At 72.1% G+C, this 23,157-nt stretch carries 22 protein-coding genes; 11 read left to right on the top strand and 11 right to left on the bottom strand.

The features are described from left to right. Positions 1–6 precede the first annotated feature (6 nt). The gene (locus ACIRO3_RS14445; protein WP_404136205.1) at positions 7–723 is read left to right on the top strand and encodes a potassium-transporting ATPase subunit C; all 717 of its coding nucleotides are present in this window, start codon (positions 7–9) and stop codon (positions 721–723) included. A gap of 87 nt (positions 724–810) precedes the next feature. Here ACIRO3_RS14445 and ACIRO3_RS14440 read toward each other — a convergent pair whose 3' ends face one another. The 5 genes from ACIRO3_RS14440 to ACIRO3_RS14420 all read right to left on the bottom strand — a co-directional run bounded on the left by ACIRO3_RS14440 (position 811) and on the right by ACIRO3_RS14420 (position 6,900). Then, positions 811–2,433, bottom strand: coding sequence for an alpha/beta fold hydrolase (locus tag ACIRO3_RS14440; protein ID WP_404136203.1), 1,623 nt, complete (start codon positions 2,431–2,433; stop codon positions 811–813). 12 nt (positions 2,434–2,445) lie between these two features. After that, positions 2,446–3,987 (bottom strand): alpha/beta fold hydrolase, encoded by a 1,542-nt coding sequence (locus tag ACIRO3_RS14435; protein WP_404136200.1) that lies wholly within the window; start codon positions 3,985–3,987, stop codon positions 2,446–2,448. 480 nt (positions 3,988–4,467) lie between these two features. Then, on the bottom strand, positions 4,468–4,671 hold the full coding sequence (locus ACIRO3_RS14430; protein WP_030861277.1) for a cold-shock protein: 204 nt from the start codon (positions 4,669–4,671) through the stop codon (positions 4,468–4,470). A 471-nt stretch (positions 4,672–5,142) separates the two neighbouring features. Then, positions 5,143–5,562, bottom strand: coding sequence for a molybdopterin-binding protein (locus ACIRO3_RS14425; RefSeq protein ID WP_404136196.1), 420 nt, complete (start codon positions 5,560–5,562; stop codon positions 5,143–5,145). 372 nt (positions 5,563–5,934) lie between these two features. Then, positions 5,935–6,900 carry a pirin family protein gene (locus ACIRO3_RS14420; RefSeq protein ID WP_366149468.1) on the bottom strand — a complete coding sequence of 322 codons (966 nt, stop codon included), beginning with the start codon at positions 6,898–6,900 and terminating at the stop codon, positions 5,935–5,937. Positions 6,901–7,006: 106 nt separating this feature from the next. On the opposite strand from ACIRO3_RS14420, the gene ACIRO3_RS14415 reads away from it, so the two are divergent. The 7 genes from ACIRO3_RS14415 (at position 7,007) to ACIRO3_RS14385 (ending at position 11,826) form a co-directional block, all read left to right on the top strand. Further along, the gene (locus ACIRO3_RS14415; RefSeq protein ID WP_361784068.1) at positions 7,007–7,357 is read left to right on the top strand and encodes a tetratricopeptide repeat protein; all 351 of its coding nucleotides are present in this window, start codon (positions 7,007–7,009) and stop codon (positions 7,355–7,357) included. A gap of 61 nt (positions 7,358–7,418) precedes the next feature. Next, the gene (locus ACIRO3_RS14410; protein ID WP_053680348.1) at positions 7,419–8,624 is read left to right on the top strand and encodes a methyltransferase; all 1,206 of its coding nucleotides are present in this window, start codon (positions 7,419–7,421) and stop codon (positions 8,622–8,624) included. 39 nt (positions 8,625–8,663) lie between these two features. Further along, positions 8,664–9,419 carry a MerR family transcriptional regulator gene (locus tag ACIRO3_RS14405; RefSeq protein WP_366149467.1) on the top strand — a complete coding sequence of 252 codons (756 nt, stop codon included), beginning with the start codon at positions 8,664–8,666 and terminating at the stop codon, positions 9,417–9,419. A 223-nt stretch (positions 9,420–9,642) separates the two neighbouring features. After that, complete coding sequence (locus ACIRO3_RS14400) at positions 9,643–10,200, top strand: DUF6230 family protein (protein ID WP_361784107.1); 558 nt, start codon at positions 9,643–9,645, stop codon at positions 10,198–10,200. Beyond that, positions 10,191–10,688, top strand: coding sequence for a DUF6114 domain-containing protein (locus ACIRO3_RS14395; protein ID WP_404136190.1), 498 nt, complete (start codon positions 10,191–10,193; stop codon positions 10,686–10,688). Before ACIRO3_RS14400 ends, ACIRO3_RS14395 begins: the two co-directional genes overlap by 10 nt. Further along, a complete protein-coding gene (locus ACIRO3_RS14390) occupies positions 10,685–11,335 on the top strand; it encodes a hypothetical protein (RefSeq protein WP_366149465.1) in 651 nt (216 codons plus the stop codon). Before ACIRO3_RS14395 ends, ACIRO3_RS14390 begins: the two co-directional genes overlap by 4 nt. Before the next feature lie 182 nt (positions 11,336–11,517). Beyond that, positions 11,518–11,826: a DUF2087 domain-containing protein gene (locus ACIRO3_RS14385; protein WP_404136186.1), complete on the top strand. Its 309-nt coding sequence runs from the start codon at positions 11,518–11,520 to the stop codon at positions 11,824–11,826. Here ACIRO3_RS14385 and ACIRO3_RS14380 read toward each other — a convergent pair. The 6 genes from ACIRO3_RS14380 to ACIRO3_RS14355 all read right to left on the bottom strand — a co-directional run bounded on the left by ACIRO3_RS14380 (position 11,799) and on the right by ACIRO3_RS14355 (position 19,381). Beyond that, positions 11,799–12,563: a metallophosphoesterase gene (locus ACIRO3_RS14380; RefSeq protein WP_404136183.1), complete on the bottom strand. Its 765-nt coding sequence runs from the start codon at positions 12,561–12,563 to the stop codon at positions 11,799–11,801. The genes ACIRO3_RS14385 and ACIRO3_RS14380 overlap by 28 nt on opposite strands. A gap of 256 nt (positions 12,564–12,819) precedes the next feature. Continuing rightward, positions 12,820–14,250 carry a dihydrolipoyl dehydrogenase family protein gene (locus tag ACIRO3_RS14375; protein WP_404136180.1) on the bottom strand — a complete coding sequence of 477 codons (1,431 nt, stop codon included), beginning with the start codon at positions 14,248–14,250 and terminating at the stop codon, positions 12,820–12,822. Positions 14,251–14,502: 252 nt separating this feature from the next. Then, the gene (locus ACIRO3_RS14370) at positions 14,503–14,898 is read right to left on the bottom strand and encodes a thioredoxin family protein (protein ID WP_361784050.1); all 396 of its coding nucleotides are present in this window, start codon (positions 14,896–14,898) and stop codon (positions 14,503–14,505) included. A 185-nt stretch (positions 14,899–15,083) separates the two neighbouring features. Then, positions 15,084–16,523, bottom strand: coding sequence for an aldehyde dehydrogenase family protein (locus ACIRO3_RS14365; protein WP_404136177.1), 1,440 nt, complete (start codon positions 16,521–16,523; stop codon positions 15,084–15,086). A gap of 248 nt (positions 16,524–16,771) precedes the next feature. Continuing rightward, positions 16,772–17,971, bottom strand: coding sequence for a thiolase family protein (locus ACIRO3_RS14360; protein WP_361784044.1), 1,200 nt, complete (start codon positions 17,969–17,971; stop codon positions 16,772–16,774). A 276-nt stretch (positions 17,972–18,247) separates the two neighbouring features. Continuing rightward, a complete protein-coding gene (locus tag ACIRO3_RS14355) occupies positions 18,248–19,381 on the bottom strand; it encodes a LacI family DNA-binding transcriptional regulator (protein WP_404136174.1) in 1,134 nt (377 codons plus the stop codon). Positions 19,382–19,647: 266 nt separating this feature from the next. On the opposite strand from ACIRO3_RS14355, the gene ACIRO3_RS14350 reads away from it, so the two are divergent. The 3 genes from ACIRO3_RS14350 (at position 19,648) to ACIRO3_RS14340 (ending at position 23,062) form a co-directional block, all read left to right on the top strand. Further along, complete coding sequence (locus ACIRO3_RS14350) at positions 19,648–20,910, top strand: MFS transporter (protein WP_404136172.1); 1,263 nt, start codon at positions 19,648–19,650, stop codon at positions 20,908–20,910. A gap of 213 nt (positions 20,911–21,123) precedes the next feature. After that, a complete protein-coding gene (locus ACIRO3_RS14345) occupies positions 21,124–22,575 on the top strand; it encodes an amidase (RefSeq protein ID WP_404136169.1) in 1,452 nt (483 codons plus the stop codon). A gap of 10 nt (positions 22,576–22,585) precedes the next feature. Next, positions 22,586–23,062, top strand: a complete 477-nt coding sequence (locus tag ACIRO3_RS14340; protein WP_404136166.1) for a type II toxin-antitoxin system PemK/MazF family toxin — start codon at positions 22,586–22,588, stop codon at positions 23,060–23,062. Positions 23,063–23,157 lie beyond the last annotated feature (95 nt).

The following is a 23,157-nucleotide window of genomic DNA, read 5'->3' as shown; positions in this document are numbered from 1 at the left end:
TCAGCCATGAACAACTCTCCAGGAAACACCGCACGGTTGCTCGGGGCGGGCCTGCGCGCCCTGCTCGTCCTGACCGTGATCTGCGGGGTCCTCTACCCGCTCGCCGTCACCGGGATCGCCCAGGCCCTGTTCCATGACGAGGCCAACGGCTCCGAGATCAAGGACAAGAGCGGCCAGGTCGTCGGCTCCTCCCTCATCGGGCAGACGTACAACCTCCCGAAGAACGATCCGAACGACGGCGGGGCGGCGGCCCGGCCCGACCTGAAGTGGTTCCAGCCGCGCCCCTCCAACGGCCTGGGCGGCAACAGCGTCAACACCCGGTACGCGCTGATCCTCTCCGGCGCCACCAACCGGTCCGCGGACAACGGCGCGGTGGGCGGGGCCTGCACCAAGGACGCGGAGGAGGGCACCCTCTGCGCCCAGGTCCTCGCCGCCAAGGAAGCCGTCATCGCGGACAACTCCACGGCCGACCACCGGGTCGAGCCGCGGGACGTCCCCGCCGACGCCGTCACCTCGTCCGCCTCCGGCCTCGACCCGCACATCTCCCCCGAGTACGCCGCGCTCCAGGTCCGCCGGGTCGCCGAACGGAACAAGCTCGACGTCGACCAGGTCGGGAAGCTCGTCGCCGACCACACCGCCGGCCGCACCCTGGGCTTCATGGGCGAACCCCGCGTCAACGTCCTCGAACTCAACACCGCCCTGAAGGCGCTCGCCGAGAACTGACGTTCCCCCTCGCACGTCACCGGGAGCCGGCGACGCCCCGCCGGCTCCCCCGTGCCCGTACCGGAGGAAAGGCCGCACGAGCGGTGGTCAGGGAGCGATCTCGAACTCGGGCGGCGCCAGACCCTTCAGGCACTCGGTCTTCGGCGCGTCCGGGGTCTCGAAGAAGGAGACGGCGATCTCCTGGGCGCACTTCGACGTGGCGAACACCACGTGCGGCTGGTAGGGGACCGTGACGACCTTGGCCTTGCTCAGCGTGCGGGCGACGTACGGCCCGTTGTCCGCCCCGGTCTGGGAGTCGAAGCCGCCCGACAGGGCGAGCGTGGGGATGTCGCCGCGCGTGACGTCACGGATCGAGGGGTCCGCAGCAGGGACGTTCCAGACGTCGCAGTCCGGGCGGAGGAAGGTGAGTTGCGGGGCCTGGGCCTGCACCGAGCGGGGGAACGACGGGAAGGCCTGCTGTCCGCCCTCGAGTGCCTGCTCCTGGCTCTCGTACGGCGTCCACTCGCTGCAGAAGACGCCGTAGACGAGACCGTGCGCAACCCGGCCGATGGCCGCCGGGCTGAGCTTGCCGCCCGCCCACTGCCGGGCGATCCGTTGCGGCTTGCCGTTCGCCAGTTCATCGAGGGCGGCGGGCACCTGGGGCGCCACGTGCGTGGCGGAGGTCATCCAGTTCACCAGGGCTCCGCCGTCCAGCACGACCTTCACCGGCTTGTCGCTGCCGGGGAGCGTGACCGTGGTGGTGACCGGCTTGGCTTCGAGGTCGCCGACGAGCTTGTCGAAGGTGGCCGCCAGGTTCGGGTACCGCGTGTTGCACGCCGGCTGGTCCGCGCAGGCCTTGAACAGGCTGTCGATGCCCTGCCGGAGGCTGCTCCACGTGGCCGCCGACCCGGCCTTGGACGGCGGCAGTATGCCGTCGAGGCCCACAGAGCGCAGCCCCTCGGGGTGCAGCCGCATGTAGACCAGCGCCAGATGGGTGCCGTAGGAGATGCCGTACAGGTTCCACTTCTTGACGCCCAGCGTGGCGCGCAGGTCCTCGTAGTCGGCGGCGCTCTCGGTGTCGTTGTAGGCGCTGAGGTCGAGCCCGCGGCCCGCCAATTGGTCGCGGCAGGCCTTCGTCGCCTGGACGTGCAGGCGTTCGGTGGAGGGAGCGTCGTAGACGAGGCCCACCGCGCGTGCGTTGAACTCGTCGATGTTGGGACAGAGGGCCGTCGGGTCGGCCGAGTACGTACCGCGCTGGGACATGAGGATCACGTCGCGGTCGCGGTTCAGGCCGCCGCCGATCGCCAACTTCGCCTCGCCCACGGCGTCGTCTCCGGGTCCCCCCGCGAGCCAGACGATGGGGTCGGATTTCGGTGTACCGGCCTTCGCGGGCACGATCGCGACACCGAGTTGGATGGTCTTGCTGCCTGGCTTCGTCTTGCTGCTCGGTTCGGCGCGATTCTCGGGCACGGTGAGCGTGCCGCACCGGGCCCCTTCGAGTTCCTCCACGGGTTCCGGTGTCTTCGGGCAGGGGCCCGGCTCGTAGCGGGCGTCGCCCACCGTCCGGGCGACGGTGCCGATCGGCGTTCCGGCGCCGTCGTCGGCGCGTGACCGCCCCTGAGCGGGCCCGGTGAGCAGACCGGTGACGAGGAGACCGGTCGCCATGCCGGCCGACGTGGCCAGGAGTCGTCGTGCGGTGCGGCGACGACCGTGCGCTTGACGGCGTGTCATCTGCCCTCCGGGCTACTTCGGGATGATCGTGAACGGTTCGGGTTCGAGACCGTCCACGCAACGGGTGTCGGGAGCGGTCGGGCGGGCGAGGAAGGAGGCCAGCACGCTTTGCGCGCAGGGCGACTGCGGGACCACCCAGTGGCCGATTCCGGGGACCTCAATGGCAGTGGAGCCGGACAGATTGCGGGCGACGCCCTTCGCCCAACTCGCCCCGGTCTTCACGTCGAACGTGCCCGAGACGACGAGCGCCGGTACCGAGCTGACCGTGGCCACCCGCTGGACGGAGGCGCGGTCCGCAACCTTCCAGATCCCGCATGCCGGGTACTGGAAGGGGAGTTGCGGCGCCTGGGCCAGGACCGTGTCCGGCCACCCGGGGAAGGCCTTGCGCCCCGCCTTCAGCACGTCGGACTCCGAGTACCCCGGCGCCCACTCGGCGCACGCCACCGAGTTCGTCAGTCCGTGGGCGAACTCGCCGACCTTCTGGACCGAGCCGGCCGCGCGGGCCTTCGCGAAGCGCTCCGGGTTCCCGTTGGCGAGTTCCTCCAGCGCCGCCGGAATGTCCTTGGGCCGGGGGGTGAAGGCGACGATCAGGTTCAGCAGCGCGCCCCCGTCGAGGACGACCTTGACCGGCTTTCCTCCGCTCGGGGGCGGGACGTTCAGCGTCAGGGGGTGCGCCTCCAGCTTGCGCACCTGCTCCGTCAGCGTGCGGCGCAGGTCCGGGTACCGGTCCTTGCAGGCGGGTTGCGCCGCGCACGCCTCGAAGATGTTGTCGATCCCCTCGGCGGTGCTGCCCCATGTCCACGGCAGGGTCACGAACTGGGAGGGGGCCACCGAGTCGATCGCCACCGCGCGGATTCCCTCGGGGTGCAGCCGCAGGTACGTGAGGGCCAGGTTGCTGCCGTAGGAGTACCCGTAGACGTTCCACCGGGGGATGTCCAGCGCCTTGCGCAGGTCGGCGAAGTCGGCGGCGTTCTCGATGGTGTTGTAGGCGTTCAGGTCAGTGCCGTCGGCCGTCAAGCGGTGCCGGCAGTCCTTTACCGCCTTCAGGAAGAGCTGTTCTGCCGTCCGTGCGTCGTAGCCCAGACCGACCGCCTGCGCGTTGAACCGGTCGATCTCCGGGCAGGCGAGGTTCGGCTGGTCGTGGAGGTTGCCGCGCTGAGCCATGATGATCAGTTCGCGGTCCTTGTTCAGTCCCGAGTCGACGAGGAACGGAATGTCGTCGAACGTGTCGGCGCCGGGGCCGCCCGCCATGAACACCACGGGGTCCTGCGCGGGTTTGTCCGAGGCGGCCGGGATCCTGGCCACGGCCAACTTGATGGTCCGGCCGCCGGGGCGAGAGCGGTTCTCCGGAACCTCCAGGAAGCCGCACCGTGCCCCGCTCAGCGCTTCGATCGGCTCGGGCGGCTTCGGGCAGGGGCCGGGCACGAACCGGAACGAGCCGGCCGGGCTCGGCTCGGCGGGCGCCGACGCGGCACTACCGGGTGCGGAACCGAATGCCGCCAGACAGACCAGTGCTGCCCCGGCGGCCACCACGGGGACGCTGTGCTTTGGCATGGGCTCTCGTTCCTCTGCCGACATCGGCTGTGGCCCTGCCGGGCCAGGGCCACAGCGGTTTCACGGAACGCACCCTTTCGACGCTACCGGGTGACGCGCACGCCCGCCACGCGGAGCAGCACCGGCCCCCGATCGCGGTACGGCCCACCCAGGCCGGCTGCACCGCGACCGCGAGGCTCACCACGGCCACCCCGTCGCTTCGATCCGGCCCGGCACGTTCGCGATGCCGCCCCTGCCGGCGGGGGCGGTGATCGGCTCTGGCGGCCTGCGAAGTCGACGGTGGACCGCGTCATGGCGTGCGGATCGCGCACCCCGTCGGCCACGGCCCCGCGGCCTCTGCCGCGTGTCTCCCACCCGCCCGGGCCCGCCGGCATTCTCAGCTACTCCAAGGGAAGAGCCCGGCCGGCACAAGCGTGCCGACCGGGCTCCATGCGACAGCGGCGCCACGGGGGCGGTCACTGCCGTTACAGGGGTGAAGGCTCAGGCGGGGGTGATGTTCTCCGCCTGCGGGCCCTTCTGGCCCTGGGTGACGTCGAAGTTCACCTTCTGGCCCTCCTGCAGCTCGCGGAAGCCCTGGGCGGCGATGTTCGAGTAGTGGGCGAAGACGTCAGGGCCGCCGCCGTCCTGCTCGATGAAGCCGAAGCCCTTTTCCGAGTTGAACCACTTCACGGTTCCGCTGGCCATGTGTCCTCCAAGGGACTCGAAACCGGTCCCGCACCATGCGGGAGCCGGAGGTGATCGCCCTGGTCCTCAGAGACTCTGAACAGCAAATTCGCCCGTGAACTCACGCTCACGGGCGACCGGTACTTCGGAACCACGACAGCTGGTACTGACGCTACACGGACAGTGCCGCTCGCACCACGTGCCACCTGTCTTACAGCACCCCCACACCAGTACGCACGCTCCGTCGGACAGGCGACGGAGGGTGCGCCGGGTCAGACGGCCGAAGCAGGATCGCCGTCAAGGCTTCCGCCGGACGAGTTGGACTTTCGGGGTCTGCAGCGTGCCGTAGGAGAACAACCGGTGGCGCGTGGGTGCGGGCATGCGGAGAACCTCCAGGAGTACCTGCCGCTGAGACGGCCGCCTCAAGCTGTCGAACGCGGTCCGGCCCAGGTACGGCCCCTCCGCCCGCAGCCGAGTTTCATGTCTGGGAGATCAGGCGGTGGCGAGGGAGATCTCGGTCGACTTGATCAGCGCGACGACGGAGGTGCCGGCGCTCAGGCCGAGGGCTTCGACGGCGTCCTTGGTGATGGCGGCGGTCAGCTCGCCGCCCTCGACGGAGACCTTGACGGAGCCCATGGCGCCGCCGGTCGCGACGTCGGTGACGGTGCCCGCGATCTGGTTGCGGATGGAGATGCCCGAGACCGGGCCGGTCGCGAGGGAGACCTCGGTGGACTTCACGAGCGCCTTGACGGCGGTGCCCTCGGCGAGGCCGAGGTCCTTGACGGCGTCGGTGGTGATCGCGGCGGTGATGTCCTGGCCACCCTGCAGGCGGACCTTCACCGTGGACATGGCCTCGCCGGCCGTGACGGAGGTGATGGTGCCGGGGATCTGGTTGCGGATGCTCAGGCTCATGAAAAATGCCTCACAGGTATGGGGAGAGCAGCACGCAGCACGCCTTTTGTGGCCTGCGTTACAGCCGACCTTAACGGACACGGAATGCAATCGACCGACACCAGGTCGCATTCGCCGGCCACATGCATTCGCCGACCTTGCGAATCGGACCCAAGGCCAAACGATTACGCTGGCCGTGGCCCCACAGACCCCCTGACCAGCGGCGTTCCGCCACCACGCGCGGGCCTCTCACGTGATATCGACGGAGCTTTCCGAGAATGCGGATGCGCTCGCACGGCCCCCATGTGTCGCAGATGACTTCTTGGAAAGGGAGGGAGCCGTGCACGTGCGGGCGCACCCGAGAAACCCCGAGGGGCCCCGCCGCTACGCAGGTCAGCGCACCCGCCCGCGCGCCTTCAGGGCCACCGGCGGGAGCTCCGGGGCGGGGATCGGGGGGCCGTCGTAGCCCTTCACTTCGCCGTAGCGGGTGCCTTCCATCCAGTCCTTGCGGGCCTGCACGATCTCCTCGTTGCTCCGGCCGATCCAGTTCCAGAACATGACGATCTCCTCCTCGAACGGTTCGCCGCCCAGCAGCATCAGCCCCGCGTCCGAGGCCGCCCGCAGGGGGAGTTCCGTGCGGCCGCAGCCCAGGTAGAGCATCGCGCCCGGCAGGACCGGGACGCCGTCTACGGTGGCCTCGCCCGACATCGACAGGACCGCGTACTCGAAGTCCGGGTCGAGGGGGAGGCGGGTCTCGGTGCCCGCCGCCAGGGCGAGGTCGGCGCCGACGATCGGGCTGTACGCGGTGCCGGGCGAGGTGGCTCCGTCCAGGGTGCCGAGGATCACGGTCGCGCTCAGGCCGGGGGCGGTGACCCGCGGGAGTTCGGCGTGGTGTTGGAAGTGCGGGGCGACGTCACGGTGGGCGTCGGGGAGGGCCACCCACAGTTGCGCGCCGTGCAGGAGGCGGGCGTGCGGGCGCGGGCTCTCCTCGGAGTGGCTGATGCCCCGGCCGGAGGTCATCAGGCCGAGTTCGCGCGGGCGGATGGTCTCCAGGCTGCCCACGCTGTCGCGATGCAGCACCTCGCCCTCGTGGAGCCAGCTCACGGTCTGGAGCCCCGAGTGCGGGTGCGGCGCCACCTGCATGCCGGCCTCGTCCGCGATGTCGTCCGGGCCGTAGTGGTCGACGAAGCACCAGGCGCCCACCATGCGGCGGCCCAGGTTGGGCAGCAGCCGGCGGACCTCGGTGGATTCCCCGAGCTTGACGGTGCGCGGGCTGAGGAGCTCGCGCACGGGCTCGGCCACGACGAAGCCGCGGCCGCCGCATGCGGAGAGAGCGGGCTGGCGATCGAGATTGCTCATGGGGCACAACTTAGCCCCGCGCCGCGTCCGGCGTTCCACGGAATGTTCGGTGGATCCCCCGTGTTGGGGAGACCGGACAGAGCATCCGAACGGCGGAAGGAACGCGATGAACACGCCGGTGGAGTACTTCGAGCACGGGACGCCGGCCGAGCGCTGGGCGCGCGCCGGGCTCTTCTTCGAGGCGAAGGAGTACGCCACCGCGGCCCGCGTCCTGGGTTCCCTGACCGTGGAGGTCCCCGAGCAGCTGGCTCCCCGGCTGCTGCTGGCCCGCGCCTACTACCACTCCGCCCAGCTGTCCCGCGCCGAGCTGGAGCTGCGCGCCATCCTGGAGCGCTGGCCGGTGGAGGACTACGCGCAGCTGCTCCTCGGTCGCACGCTTGAGCGCCAGGGCAGGGCCGCCGAGGCGGGTCCCCACCTGCGGATCGCCGCCGCGATGGCGGGCGAGTTTCCCGAGTAGCGTGCCGCCCGGCCCCGCCCATGCGGGGCCGGGCGGTCGTCTCGGATAGCCTGGGTCGAATATGAACCGTCTGACCACGCCTTTCGGCTCCTACGAACTCACCCGTTTCCCCCAGGACCCGCGCGATCGCCTCCGCGCCTGGGACGCCGCCGATGAGTACCTGCTGCGGCACCTCGAATCCGGTACCGGGGAACGCGGCCCGGTGGATCTCACCGGCGATCGGCAGATCACCGTGATCGGGGACCGTTGGGGCACGCTGACGACGGCCCTGGCCGCGTTCCACCCGACGCAGATCACCGACTCCTCGCTGACCCGCTCGGCCACCATGGCGAACCTGGACCGCGCCGGGATCGGGACCGCCAAGGACACGGTGCGGCTGCTGACCACGCAGGACGCGCCGCCGGAGCGGATCGACGTCCTCCTGGTGCGCGTCCCGAAGAGTCTGGCGCTGCTGGAGGACCAGCTGCACCGGCTGGCTCCGCACGTGCACGCGGGCACGGTCGTGGTCGGCACGGGCATGGTCAAGGAGATCCACACCTCCACGCTGCGGCTCTTCGAGCGGATCCTCGGGCCGACGAAGACCTCGCTCGCGGAGAAGAAGGCCCGACTGATCTTCTGTACGCCGGGGACCCCCGGGGCCACGCACGCCGTGACCCCCGGGCCCTGGCCGCTGACGTACGTCGTGGACGAGGACGGGGGCTCGGGCGCCGGGCTGACCGTGGTCAACCACGCCGGCATCTTCTGCGCGGACCGGCTCGACGTCGGTACCCGTTTCTTCCTGCAGAACATCCCGACCAACACGGACGGGGCCCGCGTAGTGGACCTCGGCTGTGGCAACGGGGTCGTCGGCACGGCGGTCGCCGTCGCGGACCCGCGGGCCGAGGTCGTGTTCACGGACGAGTCGTACCAGGCGGTGGCCTCGGCGAAGGCCACGTTCCGCGCCAACGTGACGCACGAGCGGGAGCGGGCCGACTTCCTCGTCGGCGACGGGGTCGCGATGCTGGACCCGGGTTCGGTGGACCTGATCCTGTGCAATCCGCCCTTCCACTCCCACCAGGCGACGACGGACGCCACGGCGCTGCGCATGTTCGCGCAGTCGCGCAAGGCGTTGCGGCCGGGCGGAGAGCTGTGGGTCGTCGCCAACCGCCACATGGGCTACCACACGCACCTGAAGCGGCTGTTCGGCAACAGCGAGGTCACCGCGAGCGAGCCGAAGTTCGTCGTGCTGCGGGCGGTCAAGCGGATGGAGCGCGACCAACGCCCGTAAGGCCCATGTGACCTGCCAGTACGTCCTACACTCTGCCGCGTGGACAGCCAGGGGGAACAGGACGGACGCGCCGACGGGCGCTATCGCCGGGAGGACGTGGCCCGGGCGGCGGGCGTCAAGGTGCGCAACCTGCGCTACTACCAGGAGCGCGGGTTGTTGCCGCCGCCGCGCCGTGAGGGCAGGGTCGCCTGGTACTCCGACGACCACCTGACCCGGCTGCGTCTGATCAACGACCTGCTGGGGCGCGGCTACACCGTGAACGGCATCTCCGAGTTGCTCGACGCGTGGGAGCGCGGTGGCGGGCTGTCCCAACTCCTGGGTCTGGAGCGGGCGATGACCCGCGACTGGGTGCAAGAGGTGCCGGTGACGATGACGTTGGCCGAGTTGCGGGCGCTGTTCGGACCGACCGCGACCGCCGAGGACACCCGGCGTGCGGCCGAGTTGGGGTACGTACGGATCGACGGGGACCGGGTCACGCATCTGAGCGGGCGGTTGCTGGAGGCGACGCTGACGCTGGTGCGGCAGGGGGTGCCGCTGGCGGAGATCCTGGACGCGGCCGACTTCGTGCAGACACAGGCGGCCGCGCTCGCGGACCGGTTCGTCGGACTGTTCCGCCGGCATGTGATCGGCCCGGACGGGCTGGAGCGCCTTTCGGCCGGCCAACTGGATCACGTGTCGGAGGCGGTGTCCGCGTTGCGCCCGGTGGCGGGTGAGGTCGTGGCCTCGGAATTCGCCCGGGCCATGGAGCGACGGGTGGCCGCGGAGGTCGCCGAACTGCTGCGCGCGGAGCAGTGACCGGCCAGTAGGAGTCGGCCGAAACGGTACGCTCCGGCAACCTTGCCAACCTCCATTGGCACTCTTACATTCAACTCGTCGGTAACAAAGGTGCACAGCCGAGATAAGGGACGATCTCATGGCAGTCTCACCGAACTTGTCCGGACCGCCCGGCACCGAGGGCGACGAGAGCGGCGGCGCCGGCAGAGGCGACGGGCGTGTCCGCTGGCGCAAGTTCGCACTTCTGACCGTGCCCGCCGTCGCCGTGACCGCGGGGCTCGGGATAGCCCTGGCGCAGGGCGCGCTGGCCGCCTCCTTCGCCGTCTCCGGGCAGCAGTTCAAGGTCTCGGCGGCGAGCCTGGAGGGCGAGGGCTTCGCCCAGTACGGCAGCGTCGACGTGAACGCGCGCAACGAGCTCATCCCGGTGGCGGTCACCGCCATCAAGGAGGCCAAGCTGCACAGCCTCTGCCAGTCGGTGGTCACCACGCTCCCGATGATCGGGGACATCTCCCTCAACCTCACCGCGGGCAAGAAGGCCCCCGTCGAGGCGAGCAACCTCTTCGTCGACGCGACACAGCTCTCCGGCGACGCGGTCTTCAGCAACATCGAGATCGGGCGCGACGCGTCCACCCTCGACAAGGGTCCCGCCGAGGCGATCGGCATGCAGGACCTGTTCGCCCAGCAGGCGGACACGGTCAACATCACCGATCTGCACCAGACGGCGTGGGCCACCAACGCCGGTACCTTCAAACTCTCCGGGCTGAGCATGAACATCAGCAAGGGGAAGAAGGAATGCTTCTGAGCCGCTGGCGGCGGTGGCGACGCAGCAGGCCCTTCTGGGGCGGCCTGCTCGCCATCCTCACCGGGGTGTGGATCAGCGTGCTGCCACTGGCTCCGTTGAAGATCATGCTCCAGCAGGGAGTGGCGGGCATTCCGTCCGTCCTGATGGGCATCATCTTGATCGTGCTCGGGCTCACCGCCTGGTTCTCGCCCCAACAGCGCACCCTGGCAGGGATCCTCACCACCCTGATCGCCACCGCCACGCTGGTTCTGTCGAACCTCGGCGGGTTCCTGATCGGCACCCTGCTGGGCATCGTCGGCGGCGGGATGATCTTCGCCTGGCAGCCGAACACCACACCACGTGCCGGGGGCTCCGCCGCCCCCGACGCGGAGCCGAAGACCGGCCCGGAAACGGAGCCGGCGGCAGGCACGGAAGCGGCCCCCGATCCCCACAGGGACCGCAGTCACTCCCCCACCCCGCACCACGATCCCCAAGGAGCACAGCCATGAGCCGCAAGCGCACCGCTCTCGCCCTCGGGATGGCCGCGGCCGCGGCGCTGACGGTGGCCTCCGCCACCGCCACCGCCGCGCCCTTACCGCTGGCGGGTTCGACCACCGTCACACCGGCCGGGCACGCCTTCAAGGCCACCCTCAGCGGGAAGGCCACACTCAAGGCCGGTTCGGTCACCGTGACCTGCACGGTCTCGGTCTCCACCGGTACGGTGCCGGCCGCACCCGGCAACAACAACCCGGCCGGCGCGGTCACTTCACCGATCACCGCGCCGACGTACTCCTCCTGTTCCTCCAGCATGCCGGGCGTGACCCCGACGGTCACCACCAGCGGCGCCTGGACGGTGTCGATGCAGAACGGCTCGCCGATCACCGCCACCTTGAAGGTGCCGGTCGGCGGACTCGTCGTGACGACGTCCGGCCTGGCCAACTGCACCGTCACGGCCGCCCCGAGCGCACCGGCGAACGTCGGCGGCACCTGGACCAACGGCGCCCCGCCCAGCCTGACCTTCACCAACGCCTCGGTGCCGGTCACGGTCACCGGCGGATTCGGGTGCCCGACGAGCGCGACGTCGTCCACCTTCAACGCCGTCTACAAGGTCACCGACACGACCAACCCCGCACAGCAGATCACCGTCGGCCCCTGAACCACCCGCCCGAGGGGGCCCGCCGGCGCCGGAGCGATTCCGGCGCCGGCGGGCCTCAGGGCCTTTCTTTTGGATCAGGCCCAGGCGGGTACGGACCGGACGACCCGAAGCGCGCGCCGGCGCCCGCTGCTCGGCGGAAATCCCGTTGCCCGGGGGGCCCTTGCCGGGTGATGCTGCCCGGCATGTCACACACCACCGCGCCGCCGGACCGCACCGAATCCCCGCGCACCCCGCGAGGCGTCTCGGACCTCTTCGCCGACGGCCGCCTCATCGCGATCCCGCGCAAGGTCGCCCGCCGCGAACAACTGCTGGCCCACCTCACGGAGACCCTGTTCACCCCGGACCGGGAGTACACCGAGCCCGAGGTCAACGACGCGCTGCGCACGGTGCACGAGGACTGCTCGGCCCTGCGGAGGTACCTGATCACCTCGGGCCGCCTCACGCGCACCCGCGACGGCAGCGGTTACCGGCGGGCGACGACCACGCGGTAGTGGGTGGTCAGCCGCCCGTCGGCACCGATCACGTGGAAGGCGACGACCGGCGGCTCGTCGAGGTGGATGTACTCGTTCTCCCCGCTGCGGGCCTCCCAGGGAAGCCGGGTCGTGGACACCACGCCCGGCGCCACCAACAGCGGACGGCCCGCGAAGGTGGTCGCGGCGCCCGTGTGGGCGTGTCCGCACAGGAAGGCCGTGAGGTGCGGGTGCCGATCGGCGAGGTCCGCCAACCGCTCCTCGCCGAACTGCCGGATCCCGTCCACGTAGGGGATGTGCAGGGGGACCGGAGGGTGGTGGAAGGCCACCAGCACGGGAACCTCGCGCGGCGTCTCGTCCAGTAGGCCGTCCAGCCAGGCGACCGTGGAGTCCTCCAGGAAGCCCCGGTGCTCACCGGGCACCGATGAATCGCAGGCCGCGAGCACGAACCCGGCGCCGCGCAGGACCTGGTCGACGGGCGCCGCCGTCGGATCCGCTTCGCCGAGCAGGCCCCGTCGGAAGGCCACGCGTTCGTCGTGGTTGCCGGGGCAGACCAGCAGTGGGTGGCGCGAGACCAGCTCCCTGCGGGCCTCCGCGTACTCGTCGGGACTGCCGTGGTCGGCTATGTCACCACTCACCAGGACCGCGTCCAGGTCGTACGGCAGTTCCTCCAGGTACCTCATGACGGCGCGGGTGCGAGCCGCGGCGCGCGCGTCGCCGTCGAAGTGGACGTCGCTGAGGTGGGCGATGACGATCACGGCCGGTGGCTCCTTCGCTCGTGGTGCCACCATTCAACAGGCCCTTCCTCACTGCGGGTCAGCCAGGCCCGCCCCTCCACCGGCGGATCCCGGCGGGCACCCGGCCGGCGGCGATCAGAGCGGCGGCGGTCCCCGTGAGGGCGAAATGCCGCTCGCGCGTCCGGAACGCGTGAGGGCCCTGCCACCGACTCGGCGACAGGGCCCTCACACACGTCACGCCTGCGCCCCGGGCGCGGGAGGGAGCCGGGGCGGGGACTCAGCCCCGGTAGGTCTCCAGCAGACGCAGCCAGATCTCGCTGATCGTCGGGAACGCCGGGACCGCGTGCCACAGGCGGTCGATCGGGACCTCGCCCGCGACCGCGATGGTGGCCGCGTGCAGCAGTTCGGCCGCGCCCGGCCCCACGAAGGTGGCGCCGACCAGGACTTCCCGGTCGAGGTCCACGACCATCCGGGCCCGACCCCGATAGCCGTCGGCGTACAGGCCGGCGCCGGAGACCTTGCCGAGGTCGTAGTCCACGGCGCGGGCCCGCAGTCCGGCCCGTTCCGCCTCGGCCCGGGTCAGACCGACCGACGCCGCCTCGGGCTCGGTGAACACCGCCTGCGGCAGGGCCCGCGTGTCGGCGGTGGCCGTGTGCGCGCCCCACGGCGCGGTGTCGAGAGGCCCGCTCCCGGCCGCCCGGGCGGCGATGGCCGCGCCCGCGATCCGGGCCTGGTACTTGCCCTGGTGGGTCAGCAGCGCACGGTGGTTGACGTCTCCGACGGCGTACAACCAGTCGTGCCCGGGGACCCGGCAACCGTCGTCCACCGCGATCCAGTCGCCGGGGGTCAGGCCGACGGTGTCCAGGCCGATGTCCTCGGTGCGCGGCGCGCGACCGGTCGCCATCAGCAACTCGTCGCCCTCCAGCGTCTCGCCGCCCTCCAACACCACCGTGACCGGCCCGGTGGACCCGTCGCGGACGACCGCCTCGACGGCGACGTCCGTACGGACCACCGCCCCCGCCTCGCGCAGCGCCTCCGCGACCAGCTCCCCCGCGAAGGGTTCCATCCTCGGCAGCAGCCGCGAGCCGCGCACCAGCACGGTGACCCGGGAACCCAACGCCTGCCAGGCGGTGGCCATCTCGGCCGCGACGACGCCGCCGCCGACGATCAGCAACCGGCCGGGAACCCGACGGGCGGAGGTCGCCTCGCGACTCGTCCACGGTCGGGCGCCCACGATGCCGGGCAGATCGGGGATCACGGCCCGGGTTCCGGTCGCCACGACCACCGCGTGCCGGGCGGCGAGCACGTGGTGCTCGCCCTCGGGGCTGGTGACGGCGACCTTGCGGATCCCGTAGAGCCGCCCGTGCCCCCGGTACACGTCCGCCCCGATGGAGTCCAGCCAGTCGACCTGGCCGTCGTCCTTCCAGTTGCCGGTCCAATAGTCGCGGTGCGCGAACACCGCCTCCGCGTCCAGGGGTCCCTGTACGGCTCCCGCCAGTCCCGGTACCCGGCGCGCGTCAGCCCGGGCCAGCGCCGGACGCAACAGCGCCTTGCTGGGCACGCAGGCCCAGTACGAGCACTCGCCGCCCACCAGCTCGCTCTCCACCACGGCCGTGCTCAGGCCGGCGGCGCGGGTCCGGTCGGCGATGTTCTCTCCGACCGGGCCCGCGCCCAGCACCACGACGTCGTACTCCACCGCTTCGGTCATAGACACCTTCCAAGGGTTCCAGAGGATCCACCAGGACCCGCAGGAATCCCGGTCAGGGGCTCATGACCCGTCACTGTACGTGTGGTCCGTGAGCATGCGTGCGATGACGGGCGGCGGACGCGCACGAGGTCGTCGTCCACCTGAACGCGCTGCCGGGGGTCGGAAGCGATGCCTGCGACCCCCGGGTGTGCGTTTGCGCCACCCGGCGGAGCGGAGCAGCGGCACCGCAGGCCGGGGGCGGTGGTGTCGATCTCAGGCCTCCGGCGTGCCGGACTCCCCGGCGCCCTTGGCCTGCTCGGCCGCGATCTTCGCCCTGATCTCGTCCATGTCGAGGGCTCGGGCCTGCGCGATGAGGTCGGTCAGCGCGGCCTCCGGCAGGGCGCCCGGCTGGGCGAAGATCGCCACCTGGTCCCGGACGATCATCAGCGTCGGGATCGAGGTGATCTCGAAGGCTCCGGCCAGCTCCTGCTGCGCCTCGGTGTCCACCTTGGCGAAGACGAGGTCCGGGTTCGCCTCGGAGGCCTTCTCGTAGACCGGGGCGAACTGGAGGCAGGGCCGGCACCAGCCCGCCCAGAAGTCGATCAGCACGAACGGGTTCTCGCTGACCGTCTGGTCGAAGTTCTCCTTGGTCAGCTCCACGGTTGCCACGGTGTTCAAACCTCCTGATTGGTGCGTGTGCTGCTTGAACGAATGGCCCGCCCCATGAATTCCGCCCCCGCTCCGCAGGCCGCTGACCTGCGACTACGTGTATCCGTGCGTCGGGAGCGACCATCGGCCCGACCTCCACCCGGTGGCTGCGGGACCGACCTCGACCCGGCGCCCGCGGGACCGGCTCAGAAGGGGTGGACCGCCGGCGTGGTGCGCACCGTGGTCCAGCGGAGTTCCGTGAAGGCGTCCAGGTTGGCCTCCCCGCCGAACCTGGCTCCCGTGCCCGAGGCGCCGACGCCTCCGAAGGGGGCCACGGCCTCGTCGTTCACCGTCTGGTCGTTGACGTGCGCGATGCCGGTCGGGATGCGGTCGGCCAGTTCAAGCCCGTGCGCGGCGTCGCGGGTGACGATCCCCAGGGAGAGCCCGTACGGGCCCGCCGAGGCCAGTGCCACCGCCTCCTCCTCCGTCGCGAAGGACCGTACGGGCGCCACCGGGCCGAAGACCTCCTCCGCGTAGGCGGGCGTGTCGTCCGCGACGCCCGCCAGCACGGTCGGACGGTAGAAGAGCCCCCGGTGGGTGCCGCCCGCGACGAGCTTGGCGCCCTGGGCGGTGCTCGCCTCGACCAACGCGTGGACCCGGCGCACCTGGCCCTCGTCGATCAGCGGGCCCAGGTGCACCCGGTCCCGGTACGGGTCCCCGACCGCCAGCTCCTCCGCCCGCGCGGCGAGCCGCTCGACGTACTCGTCGTACAGCGAGGCGTGGACCAGGTGCCGTCCAGCCGTCATGCAGATCTGGCCCTGATGGAAGAAGGAGCCCCAGGTGGCCTGTGCGACGGCCGCCTCGACATCGGCGTCCTCCAGCACGACGAGCGCCGAGTTGCCGCCCAACTCCAGGTGGGCGCGCTTGAGGTGACGTCCCGCCAGCTCGCCGACCGCACGGCCGGCGGCGGTGGATCCGGTGAACGACACCACGCTGACGCGCGGGTCCTCGACCACCGCGGCCCCCGTACGGGCGTCCCCGGGCAGCACGTGCAGCAGCCCGGCCGGCAGGCCCGCGGCGGCGAAGACCGCGGCGAGGGCGAGGCCGCCGCAGACCGCGGTCCGGTGGTCCGGCTTGAGCAGCACCGCGTTGCCGAGGGCGAGCGCCGGCGCGACCGAGCGGATGGACAGGATCAGCGGCGCGTTGAACGGGGCGACGACCCCGACCACCCCCGCCGGTACCCGGCGGGTGAAGGAGAGCCGGGGCGCTTCGCTCGGCAGTACCTGGCCGGTCGGTCGCGACGCCAGCGCGGCGGCCTCGTAACACTCCTGGGCGGCGACGTGCAGCTCGAACCCGGCCTTGCCCGGGACCGAACCGGACTCCCGCACCAGCCAGTCCCCCAGTTCCCCCGCGTGGGCCGTGAACAGGTCCCCCGCGCGGCGCAGGACCGCCGACCGCTCCAGGTGGGTGGTCCGCGCCCAGTCGGACTGCGCGGACCGGGCGCGCACGGCGGCCTCCGCGACGTCGGCGGGCGCGGCGAGGTCCAGTGTGGCGAGGGTACGTCCGGTCGCGGGTTCGACGACGGGGGCGGTTCCGCCGGTCAGGGTGGGTCCGTCCTGCCAGAGCGTCGGATCGAGGAGCGGCATGGCGCGGGGCCTCCGGGTGGGAAGAAACGGGGCGGGGGGCGGCAGCAGGCGCCATCGTGTCAGACCGGGAGACCCAATTCTGTTCAGTTATTGGGCAGTTGACGAAGCGCGTGACCGGAAACGATCGTGAGGCGGTCGCAGTCCCACGCAACCCCCACCGCACGAAGGCCGCACCACTCACACCCGCCCACGCGACCCCCGCCCACGCGACCCCGCCCCACGAAACCCGTTGAACGGCCGGCGCCGGTTCAGCGCTCCAGGACCAGCGCGATCCCCTGCCCGACCCCGATGCACAGCGCCGCCATGCCGGTTCCCGAGCCGGCCGCCGCGAGTTGATGGGCGACCGAACCGGCCAGTCGCGCCCCCGAGGCGCCGAGCGGATGCCCGATCGCGATGGCACCGCCACGCGGGTTGACCTTCGTCGGGTCCAGTTCCGGCCAGGCCGCGAGACAGCCCAACGCCTGTGCGGCGAAAGCCTCGTTCAGCTCGAGGACAGTGAGGTCCGACAGGTCGCGCCCCGCCTTCGACAGCGCCCGCGCCACCGCGTCCACCGGCCCCAGACCGAACAGTTGGGGCTCGATGCCGGTGACGGCGGACGCGCTGATCCGAGCCAGCGGCTCCCTGCCGGTGGCCGCCAGCCCTTCCTCGTCGGTCAACAGCAGCGCGGCGGCGCCGTCGTTCAGCGGGGAGGCGTTCGCGGCGGTGACGGTGCCGGAGCCGTCCGAACGGAACGCGGGCTTCAACCGGGCCAGCGCCTCGGGCGTGGAACCCTCCCGGATGGATTCGTCCCGGAGCAGCTCCGCGCCCGGGTACGGGACGACCTCGTCGGCGTAGAGCCCGGCGGCCCACGCGGCGGCGGCCTTGCGGTGGCTGTCCAGGGCGAAGAGGTCCTGTGCCTCGCGCGTGATCCCGTGCTTCTCCGCGACGAGTTCGGCGCCCTCGCCGAGCGAGCCGGTCCACTCGGCCGGCATGCGCGGGTTCGTCATCCGCCAGCCGAGGGTGGTGGACCACATCTGCTGGTGTCCGGCGGGGAAGGCCCGCTCCGGCTTCTGCACCACCCAGGGGGCGCGGCTCATCGATTCCACGCCGCCGGCGATCGCGACGGACGCGTCCCCGAGCGCGATGGCCCGGGCGGCCTGGATCACGGCTTCGAGACCGGAGCCGCACAGTCGGTTGACCGTGACTCCGGGAACGGTGACGGGCAGCCCGGCGAGGAGCACCGCCATCCGCGCCACGTCCCGGTTGTCCTCGCCGGCGCCGTTGGCATCACCGAAGACGACGTCGTCGATGCGGGCCGGGTCGAGATCGGGCGTACGGTCCACCAGCGCGCGCACCACATGGGCGGCCAGGTCGTCCGGCCGGACTCCGGCCAGGGCCCCGCCGAACTTGCCGATCGGGGTGCGGACGGCGTCGACGACGTACACGTCGCGGACGGTGCGGATGCTCATGGGGTCTCTCCTGGGCGGATCCGTACGGGCGGCGCCGCGAGACGGCGCCGGTGTGGGCACCGGCCGTGGCGCCGGGCGCGCCCGGTGGGGCGCGCCCGCAGTCTCCGTCCGTCGATCACCGCCTGTCAACGGTTCCCCGGGCCCCGCGCACCCGCGCCGGGACCCGGCCGGCTCGATCGCTGCCCGCGGCGCGCCGGGAGCGCAGGCCCCGCCGACCCGTGGGATCCGGGGCCCCGACCCGCGGACTCGGCGCACCGCGTCACCCGGCGCACCGCGTCAGGTGGACTCGCGGTGGACGGCGAAGGCCGCCATCAGGTCGTGCCGCTCCGAGATCTCGGCCGGCTCCCGTACCGCCGCGTCCACCAGGGAGGCCAGATGGTCCCCCGTCGGCAGTTCCAGTGCCACCGTGCTCAGCCTCGGCCGCAGCAGTCGCCCGATCAGCAGGTCGTCCGCGCCCATGACGGCCACGTCCTCGGGGACGCGCAGACCGGCGTCCTGCAGGGCCCGCATCAGCAACATCGCGTACTCGTCGTTGTACGCGAAGACCGCGTCCAGCCCGAGCGTTGCCCAGCGGGCGGCGAGGGCCCCCGCCGACTCCTCGGTGTAGGCCATCGGCAGCGCCTCGACCTCGGCGCCCGCCACCGAGCGGGCCCCGGCCAGCCGGGGCGCGGAGAACAGCTCCAGGCCGCTCTCCTCCGGGACGATGACACCGATCCGGCGCCGGCCCCGCTCCACGAGGTGGGTGGCGGCCCGGACGCCGACCTCCGCCTGGTCCATCACGAGCGCGTGCGCGCCGGGCACTCCGACCGGGCCGAGCGTGATCACCGCGCGGGCACCCGCCCGCTTGAGGGTGGCGACGTTGCGCGCGGACAGGGTGATCTCCCCGAGCGAGATCACCGCGACGGGTCGCAGCTCGGCCCAGGCGCGGGCGGCCTCGTCCCCGCCGAGTCCGAGGCTGCCGTACTGGACGACGGTGTAGTCGAGGCGGCGCAGGGCCCACTGGAGTTCGTTGAGGAAGGTGCTGTAGAGCGGGCCGATCGGCACGTGGGAGGTGGGCAGCAGGACGATCCGCGTGCGCCCGGCACGCAGGCTCCGGGCGGCGGCGTGCGGGACGTACCCGAGTTCCTCGGCGGCCGCGCGGACCTTGCGCCTGGTGGGCTCGCTGATGCGCACGGCTTCCGCGTTGTTCAGTACGTACGAGACCGTCGCGCGCGAGACGCCCGCGAGGCGGGCCACATCGGCACTGGTCGGCACGGGCTCCGGCACGAGCACGGGTTCGGGTTCCGGCACGGGCACGGGGGTCGGGGTGGGCGCCGGCGCGGGGGCGGGGGGCGGCGGGGAGGGCGAGGGGGCCCCGGGCGCCGGGTTCGGCGACTCGGGCGACTTCGCCGGCTTCGATGACTGAGACATTGCCGTCGCATCTTTCCAGACCGGTCGCTCCCGAGGTCTAGCGGATGGCCGGAAACGGGTGCTACACAGTGGTTACACGATTCATTGACACGTGTAACCCAGCTTTCTCACCCCCTTCGACGGGGATGCGGGCACACGTGTCCCGCCGTGCCGCCGCCCTGCCGCGTCCCGTCGCACCCCGCCACCGCGACAGGGCGGCGCGCACCCCCTCCCCACCCCTCCTCTTCCTCCCTCAGCCGCACGCAGACACCGCCCAGGAGGCCACCGTGGCCCTTTCCTCCCCCGGCACCGGCACGGCCGGCGCCACCCCCGACGCGTCCGAGAGACCCTCGAAGTCCGGCCCCGGACGCGGCCTGCTCCCGCTCCTGCTCGTCGGCAACACCGCCATGTACTCCCTGTACATCGGCGTCGCCGGCATCCTGCTCGCCCTCCAGGTCGAGCACATCGACCCGGCGCACAAGGTCGCCAACTTCGGCCTGATCGCGGGGGTCTCGGCCATCTTCGCGACGATCTTCAATCCGGTCGCCGGCGCCCTGTCGGACCGCAGCGGACGGCGCAATCCCTGGATCCTGGGCGGTGGACTCGCCGCGCTCCCGGCCATGTTCCTGCTGGGGTTCGCCGACACGATCCTGTTGATCACGATCGCCTGGTGCCTCGGCCAAGCCGTCATGAACGTCTACCAGGCGGCCATCACCTCCGTGGTCCCCGACCGGGTTCCGGTGACCGCCCGCGGCAAGGCCTCCGCCGCCGTCGGCCTCGGACTGCCCTTCGGATCCACCCTCGGCGCCCTGCTCGGCGCCGCCTTCTCCGAGAACTACCGCACCGGATACCTCGTGTTCGGCGCGATCGTCGCGGGCGCGGCGGTGCTGTTCACGGCGTGCGCCCGTGAGGAACGGCTCCCGGCCCGTGCCGCCCTGCCGCTCCGGGCCCAGCTCGCCGCGTTCGCGAGCGCGCTCGGGAACCACGACTTCCGCTGGGCGTTCATCGGGCGGGCGCTGCTCGTGCTCGGCTACTTCGCCGTGAGCGGCTACCAGTTGTACATCCTCCAGGACCACACCGTGCTGCCCGACGGGATGAAGCCGGAGGCGGCGGTGGCCGTGATGATGCCGCTGACCAGCGTGGCCATGGTCGTCTCCACGGTGGTCGGTGGGTGGCTGTCGGACCGGTTCGACCGTCGCAAGCTCTTCGTCGGCGCGTCCGCGCTGCTGTCCGCGCTCGCCCTGGTGATCCCGGCCGTCTCCACCAGTTGGACGGCGATGCTGGCCTTCTCCGTGGTCAACGGGCTCGCCTTCGGCTGCTACATGGCCGTGGACACGGCGCTGGTGACCATGGTGCTCCCGAAGGCCGAGGACGCGGCGCGCGACATGGGCGTGCTCAACATCGCCAACGCGGGGCCGCAGATCATCGCACCCTTCATCGCCTCGGTGATCGTGTCGGTCAGCGGGGGGTACACCGCACTGTTCATCGTGGCCGCGGTGTTGGCCGTGGCGGGCGCCCTCGCGGTGAAACCCATCCGCGGCGTCCGTTGACGGCTGCCCGGCGTCATCGCCCCGGATCTGAGGGGCCACGGCGCCGGCGGCCGGGCGGGTACGGACCGGGTGCCTCCGGGGACGAGGACTCCGGCCCCACCACCCACCGGGACGACCTCGACGAGTTCACGGCTTCCCTGGAGGACCGGATCTAGCGGCTCTCCGCTCCTCCCCGTTACCGTCGTTCCTACCGATCGGTAATGGGGAGGTCCGATGTCGGCTTCATCGCTGGATTCGGTTGGCTCGGCCCCGCGGGTGTCCGCGGGGTTGTCGGACACGGTGACCGCGCTCGCCGAAGGCGGCGTCACCGCCCGCGTGTTGACGGAGCAGACCCTGGAGCGGATCGCGGCCGCCCAGCCCGCCCTCAACGCGTTCCGTGTCGTACGGACGGAGGCCGCGCTCGCGGAGGCCGACGACGCGGACCGCCGACTGGCGGCCGGCGAGCGGCTCCCGCTGCTGGGGGTGCCGATCGCCGTCAAGGACGACATGGACGTCGCCGGCGAGCCGACGGCTTTCGGCAGTGCGGGGGTCTTCCCGCCGAAGCACGCCGACAGCGAGGCCGTACGCAGGCTGCGCGCGGCCGGCGCGATCATCGTCGGCAAGACCCAGACCCCGGAACTGGGTCAGTGGCCGTTCACCGAGGGGCACGCCTTCGGCGACACCCGCAATCCGTGGAACACCGCGTACACGCCCGGCGGTTCCTCGGGCGGCTCGGCGGCCGCGGTCGCCGCCGGGCTCGTCCCGGCGGCGCTCGGGTCGGACGGGGCGGGCTCGGTCCGCATCCCCTCGGCGTGGACGCATCTGGTCGGCGTGAAGCCGCAGCGGGGGCGCATCTCCACCTGGCCGGAACCGGAGTCCTTCAACGGGCTCACGGTCAACGGCGTGCTGGCCCGCACCGTCGGCGACGCGGCGCTCCTGCTCGACGCGGCGAGCGGGCCGCATCCCGGGGACCTGCACAGCCCGCCGCGCATCTCGGCCGTCGACGCCACGCGGCGTGGGCCGCGCCGCCTGCGCGTCGCCCTGTCGTTCGCCATGGCTTTCACCGCCACCGCCAAGTCCCTTGACCCCGTGGTCCGTTCGGCGGTGGAGCGAATGGCCGCACGGCTGGAGTCGCTGGGGCACGAGGTGGTCGAGGAGGATCCGCGCTACGGCCCGATCGGCCTGACCTTCGCGCCTCGCGCGACCGGCGGCGTACGGGACCTGGCGGCCCGCGTCCCGGACTCCTCGCTGTTGGACCCGCGCACCCACGAGGCCGTCCGAACGGGCCGCATCCTGGGCGGTGTGCCCCTGCGGGTCTCGCGCCGGGCGGAAGTCGCGCTGCAACGCCGGGTCGGGGAGATCTTCGACCGCTTCGACGTGGTGCTCACCCCGACCACGGCCACCCCGCCGCTGCGGATCGGCGCCCTGGCGGGTCTGGGGGCCCTGGCGACGGACCGGGCGATGATCGCGGCGTGCCCGTACGCCTGGACGTGGAACGTCCTCGGTTGGCCGGGCGTCAACATCCCGGCCGGGTTCACGCCGGACGGCCTCCCCCTGGGCGCCCAACTCCTCGGCCCCGCCCACGCGGAGCCCCTGTTGCTCTCCCTGGCGGCGCAGGTCGAGGCGGCCGAGGACTGGGCGGCGAAGTGGCCGGAGCCGGCGGGGAGTCGCGGCCCGAGCCAGTAACCTCACCGGCATGACGGCACTTCCCCACCAGAGCAACGGCCACGACGACGATCACGTGGAGCAGCCCGGGCGTGACGGCGTCACCGCGACCCGCGAGGCGGATCCGCGCACCATCGGCCCGGTGCGCACCGAGTACGCCCCCGACAAGGACGGCGATCCGGATCCCGGCGAGATCGTGTGGACCTGGGTCCCGTACGAGGAGAACGACGGGCGGGGCAAGGACCGGCCGGTGTTGGTGGTCGCCCGGGAGGCGGGCGGCAGCACCCTGCTCGCGGTGCAGTTGTCCAGCAAGCGGCACGATCACGACCGGGAGTGGGTGGCGATCGGGACCGGGCCGTGGGACGGGGCGGCGCGGGAGTCCTGGGTGGCGGTGGACCGGGTGCTGAGGGTGCACGAGTCGGGCATGCGGCGCGAGGCGTGCGCGTTGGACCGGGGCCGCTTCCAGTGGGTGGTGGACCGGCTGCGCGAGCGCTACGGCTGGCAGTAGGCGCCGCGGCCGGCGGCGGCCGCGCGGCGGTGCCTGGTCGCCCCGGGACCCCCGGCGCCCCGGTGACCGCGCGGGCTGCCGACGCCGGGCCCCGG

Origin of the sequence: Streptomyces sp. NPDC102278 (assembly GCF_044766345.1) — a bacterium.
In the GTDB taxonomy this organism is placed as follows: Bacteria; Actinomycetota; Actinomycetes; order Streptomycetales; family Streptomycetaceae; genus Streptomyces.
Note: the sequence above shows the minus strand (reverse complement) of the source record. Positions and strands in the feature narration are given on the sequence as shown.